Source organism: Bradyrhizobium sp. USDA 4502 (genome assembly GCF_054063355.1).
On record NZ_JBSSGF010000001.1, the window covers coordinates 4,281,668 to 4,297,756 of the forward strand.

General features: G+C 65.1%; 14 protein-coding genes. 8 read left to right on the forward strand and 6 right to left on the reverse strand.

Going from position 1 to position 16,089, the window contains the following annotated elements:
• Positions 1–27 precede the first annotated feature (27 nt).
• Positions 28–996 (forward strand): L-histidine N(alpha)-methyltransferase, encoded by a 969-nt coding sequence (gene egtD, locus ACVW1B_RS19930; protein WP_092088546.1) that lies wholly within the window; start codon positions 28–30, stop codon positions 994–996.
• 27 nt (positions 997–1,023) lie between these two features.
• The gene (locus ACVW1B_RS19935) at positions 1,024–1,419 is read left to right on the forward strand and encodes a DUF4345 domain-containing protein (RefSeq protein ID WP_456822078.1); all 396 of its coding nucleotides are present in this window, start codon (positions 1,024–1,026) and stop codon (positions 1,417–1,419) included.
• 9 nt (positions 1,420–1,428) lie between these two features.
• Here the strand turns inward: ACVW1B_RS19935 and ACVW1B_RS19940 are convergent, their stop codons facing one another.
• Complete coding sequence (locus tag ACVW1B_RS19940; protein WP_092088544.1) at positions 1,429–2,610, reverse strand: low temperature requirement protein A; 1,182 nt, start codon at positions 2,608–2,610, stop codon at positions 1,429–1,431.
• A gap of 33 nt (positions 2,611–2,643) precedes the next feature.
• Positions 2,644–2,880, reverse strand: a complete 237-nt coding sequence (locus tag ACVW1B_RS19945) for a BolA family protein (protein ID WP_016843470.1) — start codon at positions 2,878–2,880, stop codon at positions 2,644–2,646.
• A 187-nt stretch (positions 2,881–3,067) separates the two neighbouring features.
• Here ACVW1B_RS19945 and ACVW1B_RS19950 point away from each other — a divergent pair, with 187 nt between their 5' ends.
• Positions 3,068–3,427 (forward strand): DUF427 domain-containing protein, encoded by a 360-nt coding sequence (locus ACVW1B_RS19950; protein WP_057018401.1) that lies wholly within the window; start codon positions 3,068–3,070, stop codon positions 3,425–3,427.
• A 123-nt stretch (positions 3,428–3,550) separates the two neighbouring features.
• Here ACVW1B_RS19950 and ACVW1B_RS19955 read toward each other — a convergent pair whose 3' ends face one another.
• Positions 3,551–3,724, reverse strand: coding sequence for a DUF1328 domain-containing protein (locus ACVW1B_RS19955; protein ID WP_024582607.1), 174 nt, complete (start codon positions 3,722–3,724; stop codon positions 3,551–3,553).
• A 187-nt stretch (positions 3,725–3,911) separates the two neighbouring features.
• On the opposite strand from ACVW1B_RS19955, the gene ACVW1B_RS19960 reads away from it, so the two are divergent.
• Positions 3,912–5,096 carry an acyltransferase family protein gene (locus ACVW1B_RS19960; RefSeq protein ID WP_456780270.1) on the forward strand — a complete coding sequence of 395 codons (1,185 nt, stop codon included), beginning with the start codon at positions 3,912–3,914 and terminating at the stop codon, positions 5,094–5,096.
• Between the two features lie 99 nt (positions 5,097–5,195).
• On the opposite strand, the gene ACVW1B_RS19965 is transcribed toward ACVW1B_RS19960, so the two are convergent.
• Entirely contained in the window at positions 5,196–8,276 is a 3,081-nt protein-coding gene (locus tag ACVW1B_RS19965) for an efflux RND transporter permease subunit (protein WP_456780269.1), read from the reverse strand.
• A gap of 33 nt (positions 8,277–8,309) precedes the next feature.
• The gene (locus ACVW1B_RS19970; protein ID WP_456780268.1) at positions 8,310–9,425 is read right to left on the reverse strand and encodes an efflux RND transporter periplasmic adaptor subunit; all 1,116 of its coding nucleotides are present in this window, start codon (positions 9,423–9,425) and stop codon (positions 8,310–8,312) included.
• Between the two features lie 131 nt (positions 9,426–9,556).
• Here ACVW1B_RS19970 and soxR point away from each other — a divergent pair, with 131 nt between their 5' ends.
• A complete protein-coding gene (gene soxR / locus ACVW1B_RS19975) occupies positions 9,557–10,033 on the forward strand; it encodes a redox-sensitive transcriptional activator SoxR (RefSeq protein ID WP_057018397.1) in 477 nt (158 codons plus the stop codon).
• Positions 10,034–10,140: 107 nt separating this feature from the next.
• Positions 10,141–10,401, forward strand: coding sequence for a GlsB/YeaQ/YmgE family stress response membrane protein (locus ACVW1B_RS19980; RefSeq protein WP_016843463.1), 261 nt, complete (start codon positions 10,141–10,143; stop codon positions 10,399–10,401).
• A gap of 97 nt (positions 10,402–10,498) precedes the next feature.
• On the opposite strand, the gene purL is transcribed toward ACVW1B_RS19980, so the two are convergent.
• A complete protein-coding gene (gene purL, locus ACVW1B_RS19985; RefSeq protein ID WP_456780267.1) occupies positions 10,499–12,730 on the reverse strand; it encodes a phosphoribosylformylglycinamidine synthase subunit PurL in 2,232 nt (743 codons plus the stop codon).
• Positions 12,731–12,903: 173 nt separating this feature from the next.
• Here purL and ACVW1B_RS19990 point away from each other — a divergent pair, with 173 nt between their 5' ends.
• On the forward strand, positions 12,904–13,383 hold the full coding sequence (locus ACVW1B_RS19990) for a PaaI family thioesterase (protein WP_092088532.1): 480 nt from the start codon (positions 12,904–12,906) through the stop codon (positions 13,381–13,383).
• 250 nt (positions 13,384–13,633) lie between these two features.
• Complete coding sequence (locus ACVW1B_RS19995; protein ID WP_456780266.1) at positions 13,634–15,868, forward strand: alkaline phosphatase family protein; 2,235 nt, start codon at positions 13,634–13,636, stop codon at positions 15,866–15,868.
• Positions 15,869–16,089: the final 221 nt, after the last annotated feature.

Genomic DNA, 16,089 nt, shown 5'->3' on the forward strand with positions numbered 1-16,089 from the left:
GTCGGTAAGCGCGTTCGGGAGAGTATCATGAATGTGCATGCCGCCGCTTTGGCCAAAGCGTATCCGTTCGACGAAGCGACATCGATGTTTGCCGGCGACGTGATTGGCGATCTCGCCCGTCACCCGAAACGGCTGTCACCGAAATATTTCTACGACGCCACCGGCTCCGAGCTGTTCGAGCAGATCACGGTGCTGCCGGAATATTATCCGACGCGCACCGAGCTTGGCATCCTGCGCGACCGCGGTGACGAGATCGCCGCGATCATCCCTGACGGCGCGGCGCTGGTCGAGTTCGGCGCCGGCGCGACCACCAAGGTGCGCCTGCTGCTCGAGCATTGCGAATTCGGAGCCTATGTGCCGGTCGATATCTCAGGCGATTTCCTCAAAGCCCAGGCCGACGGGCTGCGGAAGGATTTCCCCGGCCTCGGCATCTACCCGGTCGCGGCCGATTTCACCACGCCGTTCACGCTGCCCGAGGCCGTCGCCGCGATGCCGAAGGTCGGCTTCTTTCCCGGCTCGACGCTCGGCAATTTCGAGCCGAGCGAGGCCTTGGCCTTCTTGCGGAGCGCGCGAAAAATCCTCGGCCACGGCGCGCAGATGATCATCGGCGTCGACCTCGAGAAGGACGAGCGCGTGCTGTACGACGCCTATAACGACGCGGCCGGCGTCACCGCGCGGTTCAACCTCAATGTGCTGGTTCGCATCAACCGCGAGCTCGGCGGCAATTTCGATCTGTCGGGCTTCACGCACCGCTCGATCTACAACCGCGATCGCCATCGCATCGAGATGCACCTGATCAGCCGCAAGGCGCAGACCGTGCGCATCCTCGGCAATACCTTTGCGTTCCGTCCCGGCGAGAGCATCCACACCGAGAACAGCTACAAATACTCGATCGAGCGCTTCACCGCGCTCGCCCGCAGCGCGGGCTGGACGGTGCGCGAGAGCTGGACCGACGCCAACACGATGTTCTCGGTGCACGCGCTGGTCGCGGACTAGCGCCCAAACCAAGAGACGGGGCAAATCATGGGCAGGCGTCCGCTGCAGATCGCGACGGCGTTGCTCGCCCTGGTCCCGATCCTGACCGGCATCATCACCATGCTGGGCGTCAGCGATCCGCTCTACGCCTCCGCGGGCGTCCCGGCACTGCCGGTGCTCGACAGCAATCTGCGCTTCTTCGGCGGGGTCTGGCTCGGTCTCGGCCTCGCGCTGCTCTGGCTGGTGCCGCGGATCGAAAGCGAGAGCGTGCTGTTTCGGGTGGTCTGGGGCGGCATCTTCCTCGGCGGTATCGGCAGGCTTTTGTCGATGCTGATGGTCGGCCTGCCGTCGCTGCCCTTCGTGGGCTTCACCGCGCTCGAAGTGATCGGCGCACCGCTGTTCGTCTATTGGCAGCACCTGGTAGCAAAGGCCGGCCGCAAGTAACGGCGGCCGCTATTCCTCTTCCCCCGTTGATCGCAGCGAGATCGACTCCCACGCGGCGACCACGATCATGATCGCGGTGGTGACGATCGAGAGCACCAGCGGCGACATCTCGCGCGCGAAATAGGCCGTGATCGCCAGCGCGACGATGCCGACGCCGTGCGACAGCTGCAGGAAGTTGCGGATCACATATTTGAACAGGATGGTCCCGACCAGGAACAGCATGGGCCCGCCCACCGAGCTGACGATCGTGTTCAGATCGGAATGACCGGACGGGTGCTTCAGCACCAGTTCGTCGGCCACCGCGGTGAGGATGATGCCGCCGACGATCGGCATGTGCAGATAGGTATAGGCGATCCGTGCTACGCGGCCGGATTCCTCTGACCTGGAGATCATATCCGAGCCAGCCTCGGCGCCCTTGTGGAAATAGATCCACCACATCGCGATGCTGCCGACCAGCGCCGAGATGAACGCGGTGACATTCTCCGGCGTCCAGGTCAGCTCGGCAAAGGTCGCGCCATCGACCACGATGGCCTCGCCGAGCGCAATGATGATGAAGCCGGCGCAGCGCTCGGCCATGTGGCCACCCTCGACCGACCACGCCTCGATCGAGGAAAAGCCGAGCCCAGGGGTCCAGAATCGCGCGGCCGGCGCGATATATTCGATGGTCAGCGCCGCAATCCAGAGCCACATCCGCGTCTCATGTTCGGCGAATCCGCCGAGAATCCACAGCACGGCCGAGCAGGACAGCCAGGTCAGGATGCGGATGGCGTTGTGGCGCACCGCCGTCCGGCGCCGCGGCGTCGCCAGCAGCCAGAACGTGGTGCGGCCGACCTGCATTGCCGCATAGGTCCCGGCGAACCACAGCCCGCGGCCCTCGAAGGCGGTCGGTATGGAGGTCGACAGCAACAGCCCGCCCAGCATCAGCACGAACAGCAGCAGGCGGACCGGCGTCAGCTCGGGATTGAGCCAGTTGGTGACCCAAGTGGTGTAGACCCACACCCACCACACCGCGAGGAACAGCAGCGTGACCTGCACCGCCCCAAGCAGGGTGAAGTGGTGCAGCAGCGTATGCGACAGCTGCGTGACGGCGAAGACGAAGACGAGGTCGAAGAACAGCTCGGCATTGGTGACGCGGCTGTGCTGGTTCGGCACGATGACGCGAAACATCGCGCCACGCGGATTGTCCACCATGCTTGAGGCCCCCGCCCGCAGCTCTGCCGGGCCCTAGCCTTCCGGCACGCCGGTCTGCAGGGCCAGCGCGTGCAGCACGCCGCCCATCTGGCCCTTCAGCGACTGGTAGACGATCTGGTGCTGCTGGACGCGGGACTTGCCGCGGAATGACTCGGAAATAACAGTGGCGGCGTAGTGGTCGCCGTCGCCGGCCAGATCGCGGATCGTCACCTCGGCATCGGGAATCGCTGCCTTGATCATCGATTCGATATCACGGGCGTCCATCGGCATCCCAGTCCACCTCCGTCAGGTCGTTCGAATCAGGGCCAGATCGGCCAGATAAACCTAAGGATAAAACCTAGCCCTTGGGGTCTTCTAGGTCATCCCGGGCACACTATATTCCCATTCCCAGCGATTTAAACCTGCATCAATCGGTCACAAGCCATCACACCGAAATGACCAGAAGAGGCGCAGAATCATGAAGCTCCCCGGCCCCGATCATCCCATCACGATCACGCCCAATGCCAAGCGCGTCCGCGTCATCGCCGACGGCGTCGTGATCGCCGAGACCACCCATGCGCTGACCTTGAAGGAAGCGAGTTATCCGGCCGTGCAATACGTCCCCCGGCAGGACGCCAACATGGAGCTGTTGACCCGCACCGAGCGGACCACGCATTGCCCGTACAAGGGGGACGCGAACTACTTCAGCATCAAGGCCAACGGCAAGACGCTGGACAACGCGATCTGGACCTATGAGGAGCCCTTCCCGGCGATGACCGAGATCGCCGGCCACCTCGCCTTCTATCCGGACAAGGTGAAGATCGAGGAAGTCGCCTAGGGTCGCCTGCCGCAAGCGCCGGGCCTCGCCCGGCCTTTGGTCGCGCGCTGACCCAGCCTGCAGAACGGCAATGCCCGGGCGAGGCCCGGGCATGACGTCGGGAGCGCTTGGCCCCGATCCCAGCTATACCCTGAATATCGTGAGCCCGAGGATCAGGAGCACCAGGAAGATCACGACGAACACATAGAACAGAAAGCGCGCGATGTCGGCGGAGGCGGCGGAAATGCCGGTGAAGCCAAGCAAACCCGCGATGATCGATACGACAAGGAAGATCAGCGCCCATTTCAGAATTGTCATTACCCGCTCCTCATCACCGCGCGTGTCCGCCAGGTCGGACGAGAACGCCCGCACCCGACCGCAGTTCCAAAGACGAAACAGCTTCGCCGAGATGACCGACCTCGATACTCCCCCGTCCGGCCGATTGGGCCTTGCTGAATCAGGTTCCCGACTGCAACATCAGGGTGCAGACCCGGCTGGTGGCACCATGAAATCGATTGCTCACGCGGCTCCGGCCGTCGACATCCAGGCAGCACCGAAGCTCCACAAGCGCAATGTCGCGCTGGACCGCGCGCGCACCTTCCTGACCCTCGTCGTGCTGCTGCACCACGCGGTGATCCCCTACACCTATTTCGGGCACACCGACCCGACATCGTGGATCGGCTTCGACTGCGTGGTGCTCGCCACCGACAGCTTCTTCATGGCGATGTTCTTTTTCCTGTCGGGGCTGTTCGTCTGGCCGGGGCTCGGCAACAAGCCATGGCTGATCTTCCTGCGCGACCGGCTGCTGCGGCTCGGCCTGCCGTTCGTGATCTGCGCTGTCACGATCATTCCGATCGCCTATTACGCGATCGCGCTGCGCGCGACGCCGGGGCTGAGCTTCTCCGAATTCTGGTGGAAAACCATGACGGTCGGGCCGTGGCCAAGCGGCCCGATCTGGTTCGTCTATGTCCTGATGGCCTTCGACCTGACGGCGAGCATGCTGTACCGGGTGTCGCCGCGTCTGCTCGATCCGATCAACCGTCTGTCGATCAAGGGATTTCAACGTCCCTCGAAGTTCTGGCTGTTCCTCGTCATCGTCAGTGTCGCCGCCTACCTTCCGATGCTGGTCCATTACGGCCAGAACTACTGGTTCGAGTTCGGGCCGTTTTCGGTGCAGGCGAGTCGCGTGCTGCTGTACGCGTCCTATTTCTTCATCGGCGCGGGAATCGGGGCGGCGAACCTCGAGGGTGGCGTGCTCAGCGCGCACGGACGGCTGACCGAGCGCCGCTGGTTCTGGACCGGCATCACGCTGATCCCGTACTGTTTGATGTGGGTGATGATCTACATCAAGCGCATGATCATCGGTAACCCCGATCCGCTGCCCGGCTGGTATCTCGGGATCTACGGTACCTTCTATGTGCTGTTCAGCGCCTCGATCCTGTTCGCGATCCTGGCCTACTTCCTGCAATCGAAATCGTCGGGCCCGACGCTGCTCGACCGGATGCAGGGCGACGCCTACGGCATGTTCCTGGTGCACTATCCGATCGTGCTGTGGCTGCAATACTGGCTGTTCGATATGGATCTGCCGGCCTTCGCCAAGGCCGCGATCGCGTTCTTCGCCACCGTGGCGCTGAGCTGGGCGGTCACGGCCGTGTTGCGCAAGATTCCCGGCTCGAGATACGTGCTTTAGTTCGATGAAGCCGTAGGATGGGTAGAGCGCAGCGAAACCCATCACTTTCGTGCCGTGCATCGAGATGGTGGGTTTCGCTGCGCTCTACCCACCCTACGCCTACGCAGCGATCTCGCCCCTCGCCGCCACGCTTTCCAGCCGCGGGGCGGCCGCGGCGCGATGGTCGCGGGCGATCAGGATGTAGAAGGTCGGCAGCACGAACAGCGTGAACAGCGTGCCGATCAGCATGCCCATCACCACGACGATGCCGATGGCGAAGCGGCTCGCGGCGCCGGCGCCGTCGGCATAGAGCAGCGGGGCAAGGCCCGCGACCATCGCGGCTGTCGTCATCAGCACCGGCCGCATCCGCACCGCGGCCGCCTTCTGGATCGCGGCGACCCGGTCGAGCCCTTCGTGGTGCTGGATCTCGTTGGCAAAGCTCACCATCAGGATGCCGTGCTTGGAGATCAGCCCGATCAGGGTGACGAGGCCGATCTGGGTGTAGATGTTCAGCGTGGTGAAGCCGAAATACAGCGGCAGCAGTGCGCCGCAGACCGCCAGCGGCACCGTGACCATGATCACCAGCGGATCGCGAAAACTTTCGAACTGCGCCGCCAGCACCAGGAAGATCACGATCAGCGCCATGCCGAAGGTGACGATGAGACGGTTGCCCTCCTGGACATATTGCCGGCTGTCCGACAGCCAGTCGACGGTCATCCCCGGCGACAGCTTCTGCGCCTGCATGAACGACACCGCCTGCCCCATGGTGACGCCGGGCCTCAGCACCGCCGAGATCGTCGCCGCGTTCATCTGATTGAACTGCGGCAGCCGGTTCGGCTCCGGCTTGACGTTGACCTTGATCACCGTCGACAGCGGAAACATCTGCCCCGAGCTCGAACGGACGTTGAAGTTTCCGAGCCCTTCCGGCGTGACCCGGTCGGCCTGGCGCACCTGCGGGATCACCTCGTAGGAGCGTTCAAAGAAATTGAAGCGGTTGACATAATTCTCGCCGACCAGCACCGCGAGAGTGTCGGCGATGGTCTGCATGCTGACGCCGGCCTCGGCCGCCTTGGCGTGATCGATGGTGATCCGCGCGGTCGGGCTGTCGAAGGCAAGATCGCTGTCGACGAAGGCGAACAGCCCGCTCTTCCATGCGGCCCCCTTCAGCGTCTCGACCTCCTGATAGATGGTGGCGAAATCGCCGGCCGAGCGCACCACCATCTGAAACGGCAGGCCGCCGGTCGCCGCCGGCAGCGCCGCCGGCTGGAACGGCGTCACGCTGGCGCCGAGCACGCCGTAGGACATGCCGTAGAGCTGGTTCTGGATGTCGTTGGCCGAGCGCTTGCGCTTGTCCCAATCGGTCAGGGTGATGCCGCCGAAGGCATGGTTCTGCCCGTCGGTACCGTTGATGAACCAGCTCGCATGGTATTCGGGAAACGAGCGAAACAGCTGCTCGATCTGGTCGGAGGAGCGCGTGGTGTAATCGACGCTGGCATATTGCGGCGCGCGGAGCACGGTGAACACATAGCCCTGGTCCTCGGAGGGCGCGAGCTCGCGCTGGCTGCCGAGGAACAGCACCACGATCGCCGCCAGCACGCCGAATGCCACCAGCAGCACCGCTGCGCGCATCTTGAGCGTCGCGGCCAGCAGCCGGCCATAGCCACGCGACAGCCTTGAGAACTGATGCTCGACAAAACGGGCAAATCGGCCGTGCGAGGTGGCTTCGCCGAGCAGCTGCGCGCTCATCATCGGCGACAAGGTCAGGGCGATGACGCCCGAGACCACCACCGAGCCCGCCAGTGTGAAGGCGAACTCGCGGAACAGGCTGCCGGTCAGGCCACCCATGAGGCCGATCGGCGCATAGACCGCGGCGAGCGTGATCGTCATCGCGATCACGGGACCGATGATCTCGCGCGCGCCAATCAAGGCGGCGTCGCCGGGGCTCCGCCCTTCCTCGATGTGACGATGGATGTTCTCCACCACCACGATGGCGTCGTCGACCACGAGCCCGATCGCCAGCACCATCGCGAGCAGGGTCAGCAGATTGATCGAGAAGCCGAGCGCCAGCATCATCGCGGCGGTGCCGACCAGCGACAGCGGCACGGTGACCACCGGGATCAGCACGGAGCGGAACGAGCCCAGGAACAGCAGGATCACCACCACCACGATCGCGATGGCCTCGGCCAGCGAATGCTGCACCTCCGATATCGAGGCCTTGACGAAGTGCACGATGTTGAAGACGTCGGCGACCTTCAATCCGGGCGGCGCCACGCGGTTGAGGTCCTCGATCACCTTGGCGGTGGCGGCGACGATCTCCAGGGGATTGCCGTCGGGGGTCGGCTGCACCGCGATGTAGACGGTGGGCCTGCCGCTGTCGCGTGCGTTGGAATCGTAGTTCTCGCCGCCGATCTCGAGGGTGGCGACGTCGCCGAGCCGCACCAGGCCTCCGCCGCCGGCGCCGGTCTTGATCACCATCTTGCGGAAATCGTCGAGATTGCGCAGATCGGTCGCCGCGGTGATGTTGGTGACGGTCATCTCGCCGCGCAGCCGCCCCGGCGCCGCCTGCACGTTGTTGGACCGCAGCGCGGCGGAGATATCGGCCGCGGTCAGCCCGCGTGCCGCGAGCTTGAACGGATCGATCCACACCCGCATCGCCAGCGACGATCCGCCCGAGGTGTCGGCCGACGCCACGCCGGGCACCGAGGTGAGCAGCGGCTGCGCCACGCGGGTCGCGAAGTCGGTGATCTGCGCCGGCGTCAGCGTGTCGCTGGTGAAGGCGATGTACTGCACCGCCGAGGCGCCGTCGGTGATCTTGGTGATGACAGGGTCGAACACGCCGGTCGGCATCCGGTACTTGACCTGCTGCACCTTGGCGAGCACCTCGGTCATGGCGCGGTCGGCATTGGCGTTGAGCACCAGCTTGGCCTTGATCTGGCTGAGGCCAAGCGTCGAGTTCGAGGTCATGTACTCGATGCCGTTGGCGGTCGCGATCGACTGCGCGATGACGGACGTGACGAAGCCCTGCATCACGTCCTGGGTCGCACCGGGGAACGAGACGTCGACCTGGATCGTCGCGCTCTCCATGTTGGGATATTGCCGCACCGGCAGCGAGACCATCGCTGCGGTGCCGATCAACAGGATCAGCAGGCTGACGACCGTCGCCAGAATCGGCCGGCGGATGAAGATGTCGGTGAAATGCATGATGCTTGCCTTTGGTCGCCTACCGCTCGCGGGTCAGCGCCCCTTCTCCGGCGTCTCCGCCATGGTCGTCTGGACGGCCGCGCCGGGCATGACGCGGAGCTGGCCCGCGGTGACGATGTGATCGCCGGGCGCAAGCCCCTGCTCCACCACGACACGCTCGCCGATCCGTTGCCCGGTCTTCACGGCGACGCCGACCGCCTTGTTGTCGCGCACCACAAGCACGCTCTCGCCGGATGCGCTGGTCTGGATCGCGGTGACCGGCACCACGATGGCGTCGGCCTGCGGCGGCAGCACGACGTTCACCATCACGAAGAGGCCCGGCCGCAGCAGCCGGTCGGGATTAGGAAACAGGGCTTGCACGAGGACATTGCGGGTGTCCTCGGCGACCTGCGGTTCGATGGCGTTGATCTTGGCCTCGAACACCCGATCGGGGAAAGCATCGGTACGGATCGTCACCGCGCCTCCGACCTTCAGATTTGACAGGCGCTGCTGCGGAACGGTGAAATTGGCATAGAGCTGGTCGAGCGCGGTCAGCGTCGCGAGCGCATCGCCGGCATTGACGTATTGGCCGAGATTGACCTTGCGCAGACCGACCTGGCCCGCGAACGGCGCGCGGATCGTCATCTGCGCGATCTGGGCATCGAGCTGATCGAGCGAGGCGTCGGCCTGCTTCAGATCCTCCTGCCGCTGCTGCAGCGTCTCCTGGGTCACGAAGCCGGACGGAGCGAGGCCCTGCGAACGCTTCTCCTGCAATTGCGCGAAACGTCCCTTGGAGACCGCAACCGCACGCGCGGAGCGCAGCGGCGCGTCATAGAGCTGCACCAGCGGCGCGCCCTCGGCGACATCGATGCCGGCATCGAAATTGATCGCGGTGACGCGGCCGGCAACCTCGGGCGCCAGAATCACCTGACGCACCGCCTGCAGCGAACCGATCGCCTCGATCGAGCGCGGCAAGGTTTCGGTCCGCACCACCATCGCCGCGACCGGCGTCGGCGGGGCTTCGGCGGTGGGCTTGGCCGAGGCGCTGGATCCGCCTGCGCGCCAGGCAAACAAGCCGGCCGCGGCACAGGCGAGCAACAGAACGGTGATGCCGAACGGCCTGGCACGAAGCCCGAGCCAGCGGCGCGACGAAAATGATGCGGACGGCATATTGCTTCCAAGAACGAACCCCGGCGTGTCGGCCGGAAGCTTACCCCTGCAAGCCCGCAACTGATATAGAACCTCAAGTATGGTTGAGGTCAAGGCTGGGAGCTTGCAGGACTTCTAATCCAGGATTTGCAATGACGCTTGCGCAGGAGCTTTCAGTCGGCGAGGTGGCGCGGCGCAGCGGACTTGCCGTCTCCACCCTTCACTTCTACGAGAGCAAGGGACTGATCGCGAGCCGCCGCACCGGCGGCAACCAGCGCCGCTACATGCGCGGGGTGCTGCGGCGGATCGCGGTGATCAGGATCGCGCAGCGCGCCGGGATCCCGCTGGAAGAGATCAGGCAGACCTTCGCCGCGATCCCGCTCGATCGCGCGCCGACCGTGCGCGAATGGGAGCGCGCGATGCGGGCCTGGACCGAGACGCTGGAGCAGCGCATCAACGATCTCACCGACCTCCGCGACAAGCTGTTCAACTGCATCGGCTGCGGCTGCCTGTCGGTGACCGATTGCCCGCTGCGCAACTGCGACGACAAGCTCGGCGCCCAGGGGCCGGGCCCGCGCATCCTGATCACCGCAGCCGAACGCCGGGCACGGCGCAAGCGGCGGGGCTGACGGCATTTTCGCGGCCGACAAGTTGCGCACAACCTGCCTTTGGTCACATCCCGCCAGGTGATTCTCAGGTATGCTGGCCGGACTGCTTGACCCTAGGGAGTCCTGAGATGAACGACCCTCAAGTTGGATGGATCGCCGCCATCATCGTCGGCGGACTGGCGGGCTGGCTCGCCGAGATGTTCATGAAATCCGGAACCGGCATCTTCATGAATATCATCCTCGGCATTGTCGGCGCCGCGCTGGCGAACTGGCTGTTGGGTCTGCTCGGCGTATCGCTCGGCGGAGGCTGGCTCAGCTATCTCGTCGCCGGCTTCATCGGCGCCTGCATCATCATCTTTGCCTGGCGCGCGGTCCGCGGCGCGACATAAGGCATGATCCGAAGGGATCACGTTCGGAATAGAAATGGCGCGATGATGGGTTCATCGCGCCATTGAATCGTTGCTCGCGGCGCCTGATCCAGCCGGATCAGGCGGCAGTGCCGTGCATGTAGTTCGGCAGCCAGTGCTCGAAGGCGCGCGACAGGCTTTCGACCGCAACCGGCGACTCCCCAGCCACCGCAATCGCGTCGCCGCCGGTGGTGCCGATGCGCGCGCAGGGCACGCCGGCGCCCTTCATCTTGGCCAGCACGAGGCCTGCGTCGGCGGCCGGCACGGTGACGATGTAGCGGGCCTGATCCTCGCCGTACCAGTAGGCATGCGGCACGATCGAGGATGGCGCCGCCATGAGCTGCGCGCCGATGCCGCTGGCGATCGCCATCTCGGCGAGCGCGATCAAAAGACCGCCGTCGGAGACGTCGTGCACCGCGGTCGCGGTGCCGGCATGGATCATGCCGCGCACCACGTCGCCATTGCGCTTCTCGGCGGCGAGATCGACCGGCGGCGGAGCGCCCTCCTCGCGGCCGCAGACGTCGCGCAGATAGACCGACTGGCCGAGCCAGCCCTGCGTGTCGCCAACCAGAAGGATCGCCTCGCCGGCCGCCTTGAACGCCAGGGTCGCGGACTTGGTGAAGTCGTCGAGCAGGCCGACGCCGCCGATCGAGGGCGTCGGCAGGATGCCGCGGCCGTTGGTCTCGTTGTAGAGCGAGACGTTGCCGGACACGACCGGGAAGTCCAGCGCGCGGCAGGCCTCCGAAATGCCCTTCAGGCAGCCGACGAACTGGCCCATGATCTCGGGCCGCTCCGGATTGCCGAAGTTGAGATTGTCGGTGATCGCGAGCGGCCGGCCGCCGACCGCAGTGATGTTGCGCCAGGCTTCCGCGACCGCCTGCTTGCCGCCCTCGAACGGATCGGCCTCGCAATAGCGCGGCGTGACGTCGACGGTGAGCGCAAGGCCCTTCGGTCCGTCCTCGACGCGAACCACCGCGGCATCGCCGCCGGGGCGCTGCATGGTATTGCCGAGGATGACGTGGTCGTACTGCTCCCACACCCAGCGCTTCGAGCACAGCTCGGGCGTGCCGATCAGCTTTTCCAGCGCCTCCGCGATGCCGAGCGGCGGCTTGACGTCCTGCCCGCGGATCACCGGCAGCGCATTCGAGGCGACGTGCGGACGGTCGTAGACCGGCGCCTCGTCACCGAGCTCCTTGATCGGCAGATCGGCCATCACGTCGCCAGCATGCTTGACGACGAAGCGCTTGGTCGGCGTCGTGTAGCCGACGATGGCGAAATCGAGCCCCCATTTGCGGAAGATCGCCTCGGCCTCTTTTTCCTTCTCAGGCTTCAGCACCATGAGCATGCGCTCCTGGCTCTCCGAGAGCATCATCTCGTAGGCGCTCATGCCGGTCTCGCGGGTCGGCACCGCGCTGAGGTCGAGCTCGACGCCGAGATCGCCCTTGGCGCCCATCTCGACCGCCGAGCAGGTCAGGCCCGCCGCGCCCATGTCCTGGATCGCGATCACGCAACCCTTTTCCATGATCTCGAGGCAGGCTTCCAGCAAGAGCTTCTCGGCGAAGGGATCGCCGACCTGCACGGTCGGGCGCTTCTCCTCGGAGGCGTCGTCGAATTCGGCCGAGGCCATCGAGGCGCCGTGGATGCCGTCGCGGCCGGTCTTGGAGCCGAGATAGACGATCGGCATGTTCACGCCGGAGGCCGCCGCGTAGAAGATCTTGTCGGCGTCGGCGAGGCCGACCGCCATGGCGTTGACCAGGATGTTGCCGTCATAGCGGGTGTGGAAACGCACCTGGCCGCCGACCGTCGGCACGCCGAAGGAATTGCCATAGCCGCCGACGCCCGCGACCACGCCGGACACCAGATGCCGGGTCTTGGGATGCTCGGGCGCACCGAAGCTCAGCGCGTTCAGGCAGGCGATCGGCCGCGCGCCCATGGTGAAGACGTCGCGCAGGATGCCACCGACGCCGGTGGTCGCGCCCTGGTAGGGCTCGATGTAGCTCGGGTGATTGTGGCTCTCCATCTTGAAGACCACGGCCTGCCCGTCGCCGATGTCGATCACGCCGGCATTCTCGCCGGGGCCCTGGATCACCCAGGGGGCCTTGGTCGGCAGCCCGCGCAGATGGATGCGCGACGACTTGTACGAGCAATGCTCGTTCCACATCGCCGAGAAGATGCCGAGTTCTGTGAAGGTCGGAACCCGCCCGATCAGCTTCAGGATGCGCTCGTACTCGTCCGGCTTCAGCCCGTGGGCGGCGACGAGTTCGGGGGTGATTTGGGGCTCGTTCTTGGGGTCGTTCTTGGGCGCGTTCATGGGACCCTTAATAGGTAGATAGAACGGGGGCGAAAAGGCCTTTTAGGGCCCATTTCCGGCCTGTCCAGAGCTTTGCGGCAGCTGACCGCGGCCCGGGATCTGCTCCCGGGATTTGCACAATGGGGATGGATCGGATTTAAGGACCCGAACCCGATAATTGAAGGCCATATTTCGTGAACGAGCTCGCCAAAACTGCATTCAACCGCCGCCCCGACCTGCACGTCGAAACCGAGGGCGAATTCGCCGGCTGGCGAACCTGGACCCGGGACAATTTCGAGACCCATACCGGCCCGTTTTACCACCGCATGGACGAGAACGGCCGCATCACCTGCGCGTTCCGGGTCGGCAAGAAGCATCTCAACGGCTCCGGCAACGTCCACGGCGGCTGCTTCATGACCTTCGCGGATTACTGCCTGTTCGCGCTCGCCGGCTCGGTGCTGCAGGGCCCCGGCGTCACGGTGTCGTTCGCCTCGGAATTCCTCGACGCCGCCCGCGAGGGCGACCTGATCGAGTGCACCGGCGAGGTCACCCGCGCCGGCATGTCGCTGATCTTCGTGCGGGGCATGCTGACATCGGCGGAGCGGCCGCTGTTCACCTTCTCCGGCACCATCAAGCGGGTGAAGCGCAGGACGCCGGCGCAGGCAACGGCGTAAAGCGTGTGACGTCTGTGGACGCACGCCGTCATCCAGCCGTTACATCGCCACGGATTGAATCGACAGCACAGCTCTAGCGCGTTGTGTTCACGCGCGTTCTTCGCGTGAGGCAATACGAACTGCGGTTGTGACGCATCGACGCACTGTCGTTGCGTCGTCGCGCGCGCGTCACATGCGCGTCAGGCAAGCCCCCGAAGATTGCTGAACGGTTTCCGTTTGTGCGTTCGCGCAGCGAAGTTGGGGCATTCTCATGAAATTGAAGACGTTCGTTTCCGTTACGACGGCGATGTCGCTTGTCGCATCGCTGGTGTGGACTGCAACTCCGGTGCGCGCCGGTCAAGACGGCGATAATGGTGATCGCGGCGTTGGCGATGCTCGCGGTCATGATCAGGATCAAGACCAGGATCATGACGGCGGTCATCACGGCCGCGAGCCGCGCGTGGTGATGATCTCGCTTGACGGTGCCAAGCCCGATTTCATCCAGAAATTCATCGAGGAAGGCGTACTGCCGCGCGACGGCGGCCTCGCCCGGCTCAGCCGACGCGGCGCAGTGGCGTTGCAGAACGTGACGGCGTCACCGTCGCTCACCGCGGTGTCGCATATTGCCATCGCGACCGGTTCGACGGCGGTCCACAACGACATCCCCTCGAACACGTTCGAGCCGATCGTCGGGCCGATCTCCGGCAGCATCAGCGGCTTTGCGGCGCCGATCGGCGGCTACAGCGAGAATCCGCTCGGGCCGTCGCCGCACCCGACCGCGGTGCCGTTGTGGGTGCAGCTGCGCCAGCAGGGCAAGAAGGTTGTCACGGCGACCTGGCCCGGCGGCGACGGCGCCGACATCTCCATCAACAAGACCGTGGTGCAGCCGGCCCAGCCGACCCGCATCACCGACTTCACGGTCCCGTTCGGCGCGTTCGGCGGCATCGGGGCCCAGGGCTTCTCGCTGTCGCGAGGCGACTTCACGGCCGACCCGAGCATCGTGACGGCGCTGCAGGCTGCCGGCCATTTCTCGTTCAGCCCGGTGCTGGTGACCTCGGCACCGATCGAGACGTTCTCCTGCTCGGCCGCGGCAACCGCGACCTGCACCAATGCCTCGACGCTCGATGTCAAATATTCGATCCGCGTCGCCGCGATCGACACCACCAACGATCGCAAGGTGAACTACGACACGCTGGTGTTCTTCGACGCCAACCGCGGCATCACCGCAGGACCGTTCCACGCGCCGTCGACCGGACCGGCCTATGTCAAGTTCGGCGGCGAGAACGCACCGTTCTTCTTTGAAGGCAGCGGGGCGAAGGTTGGTGCCGCGTACTTCGTCTCTGCGCTGTCTCCCGATCTCTCGGTGGTGCGCTTCGCCCGCTACGGCGCCAATTACATCCCGCGCAATACGCCTGTGCTCGCCGACGTCGACGACATCAACAACAACATCGGGTTCTGGCGTCCGCAGGCCGACTTCCGCATTCCGGAGCGCCTGAGCCCCGGCTTCACCAGCTTCTCCGACGTCGAGATCGAGACGATGTTCGAGGACATGGTGAAGACCTTCGTGCGCTACCAGGCCAATATCGGCGAGCGCGCGATCAAGACCCATCCGGACGCCGACCTCGTCATGGTCTATATCGAGCAGCCCGACGGCTCCGAGCACCAGTTCCTGCTGACCGATCCCCGCCAGGGCACCAACCCGACCGATCCGAATTCGATCGGCGCCAACCAGGATGCTGCCAAGGTCAAGCGCTACGCGTCCTACATCCGTTTCGCCTACCAGACGGCCGACAAGGCGGTGAAGCAGATCGCCGATGCGGCGGGCCGCGACAGCAACGTGATCGTGGTGTCGGACCACGGCTTCGCGCCGTTCCACACCTCGGTCAATCTCACCAACATCCTGCGCAACGCCGGGATCGACACCAGCAAGGTCGGGATCCGCACCTCCGGCCCCGCCGCCGACATCTACATCAACCTGCAGAACCGCGAGCTCGGCGGCACCGTTGATCTGGCGACCTACCGCACCCTGGTGGCGCAGATCACTGACGCGGTGAAGAACGCGGTCGACCCCAATGCCCGCTTCAACTACTCACTCAAGGACCAGCGCATCTTCACCGTCGTCGAGACCCGGCCGCTGCAATGCGACGCCGGAACCGGACAATGCATGAGCAAGACCATCGGCCAGGACTATGGCGACGTGTTCGCGCTGATGGCGCCCGGCTACAATTTCGACGGCATCCAGAACCCTGGCGTCGCGCGCCAGGGCGACGCGCCGTTCAACGCGGCAACCACCATGCTGTCGATGCCGAACTTCTATGGCGCCCACGGTCACGACCCCGAGCTTCCGGTGATGAGCGCGACGTTCATCGCCGCGGGCCCGCAGATCCGCAAGGACTCCGTGGTGCGGCACATGCGCAATATCGACGTGGCGCCGACCATCATGCGGATCCTCGGTTCGGCACCGCAGCAGGTCGACGGCGAGGTGCTGGGCCAGGTCCTGCGCTAGAGCATGGTCCGGCATTTCAGGCACAGCTCACGCGATGGACGCCGGAGCGGCGTCCATCGCTGATTCGTTCTCGCCAATCCTGCGCCACTGGCGTTCACCGAACGGAAGTGTCAAAATCAAATTTATTCGCCGTTATTTGAAATGACGCCGTGGTGAACCCCTGCCACCCTCCCGGCGCACCAGGCCCGAACCAGGGGCGACATGTTCACCCGGCTGCACCA

Excerpts from the sequence above, each read along its gene's own strand:
- egtD (WP_092088546.1), top strand. The coding sequence starts at position 28 with ATGAATGTGCATGCCGCCGCTTTGGCCAAAGCGTATCCGTTCGACGAA.
- ACVW1B_RS19935 (WP_456822078.1), top strand. The coding sequence starts at position 1,024 with ATGGGCAGGCGTCCGCTGCAGATCGCGACGGCGTTGCTCGCCCTGGTC.
- ACVW1B_RS19940 (WP_092088544.1), bottom strand. The coding sequence starts at position 2,610 with ATGGTGGACAATCCGCGTGGCGCGATGTTTCGCGTCATCGTGCCGAAC.
- ACVW1B_RS19945 (WP_016843470.1), bottom strand. The coding sequence starts at position 2,880 with ATGCCGATGGACGCCCGTGATATCGAATCGATGATCAAGGCAGCGATT.
- ACVW1B_RS19950 (WP_057018401.1), top strand. The coding sequence starts at position 3,068 with ATGAAGCTCCCCGGCCCCGATCATCCCATCACGATCACGCCCAATGCC.
- ACVW1B_RS19955 (WP_024582607.1), bottom strand. The coding sequence starts at position 3,724 with ATGACAATTCTGAAATGGGCGCTGATCTTCCTTGTCGTATCGATCATC.
- ACVW1B_RS19960 (WP_456780270.1), top strand. The coding sequence starts at position 3,912 with ATGAAATCGATTGCTCACGCGGCTCCGGCCGTCGACATCCAGGCAGCA.
- ACVW1B_RS19965 (WP_456780269.1), bottom strand. The coding sequence starts at position 8,276 with ATGCATTTCACCGACATCTTCATCCGCCGGCCGATTCTGGCGACGGTC.
- ACVW1B_RS19970 (WP_456780268.1), bottom strand. The coding sequence starts at position 9,425 with ATGCCGTCCGCATCATTTTCGTCGCGCCGCTGGCTCGGGCTTCGTGCC.
- soxR (WP_057018397.1), top strand. The coding sequence starts at position 9,557 with ATGACGCTTGCGCAGGAGCTTTCAGTCGGCGAGGTGGCGCGGCGCAGC.
- ACVW1B_RS19980 (WP_016843463.1), top strand. The coding sequence starts at position 10,141 with ATGAACGACCCTCAAGTTGGATGGATCGCCGCCATCATCGTCGGCGGA.
- purL (WP_456780267.1), bottom strand. The coding sequence starts at position 12,730 with ATGAACGCGCCCAAGAACGACCCCAAGAACGAGCCCCAAATCACCCCC.
- ACVW1B_RS19995 (WP_456780266.1), top strand. The coding sequence starts at position 13,634 with ATGAAATTGAAGACGTTCGTTTCCGTTACGACGGCGATGTCGCTTGTC.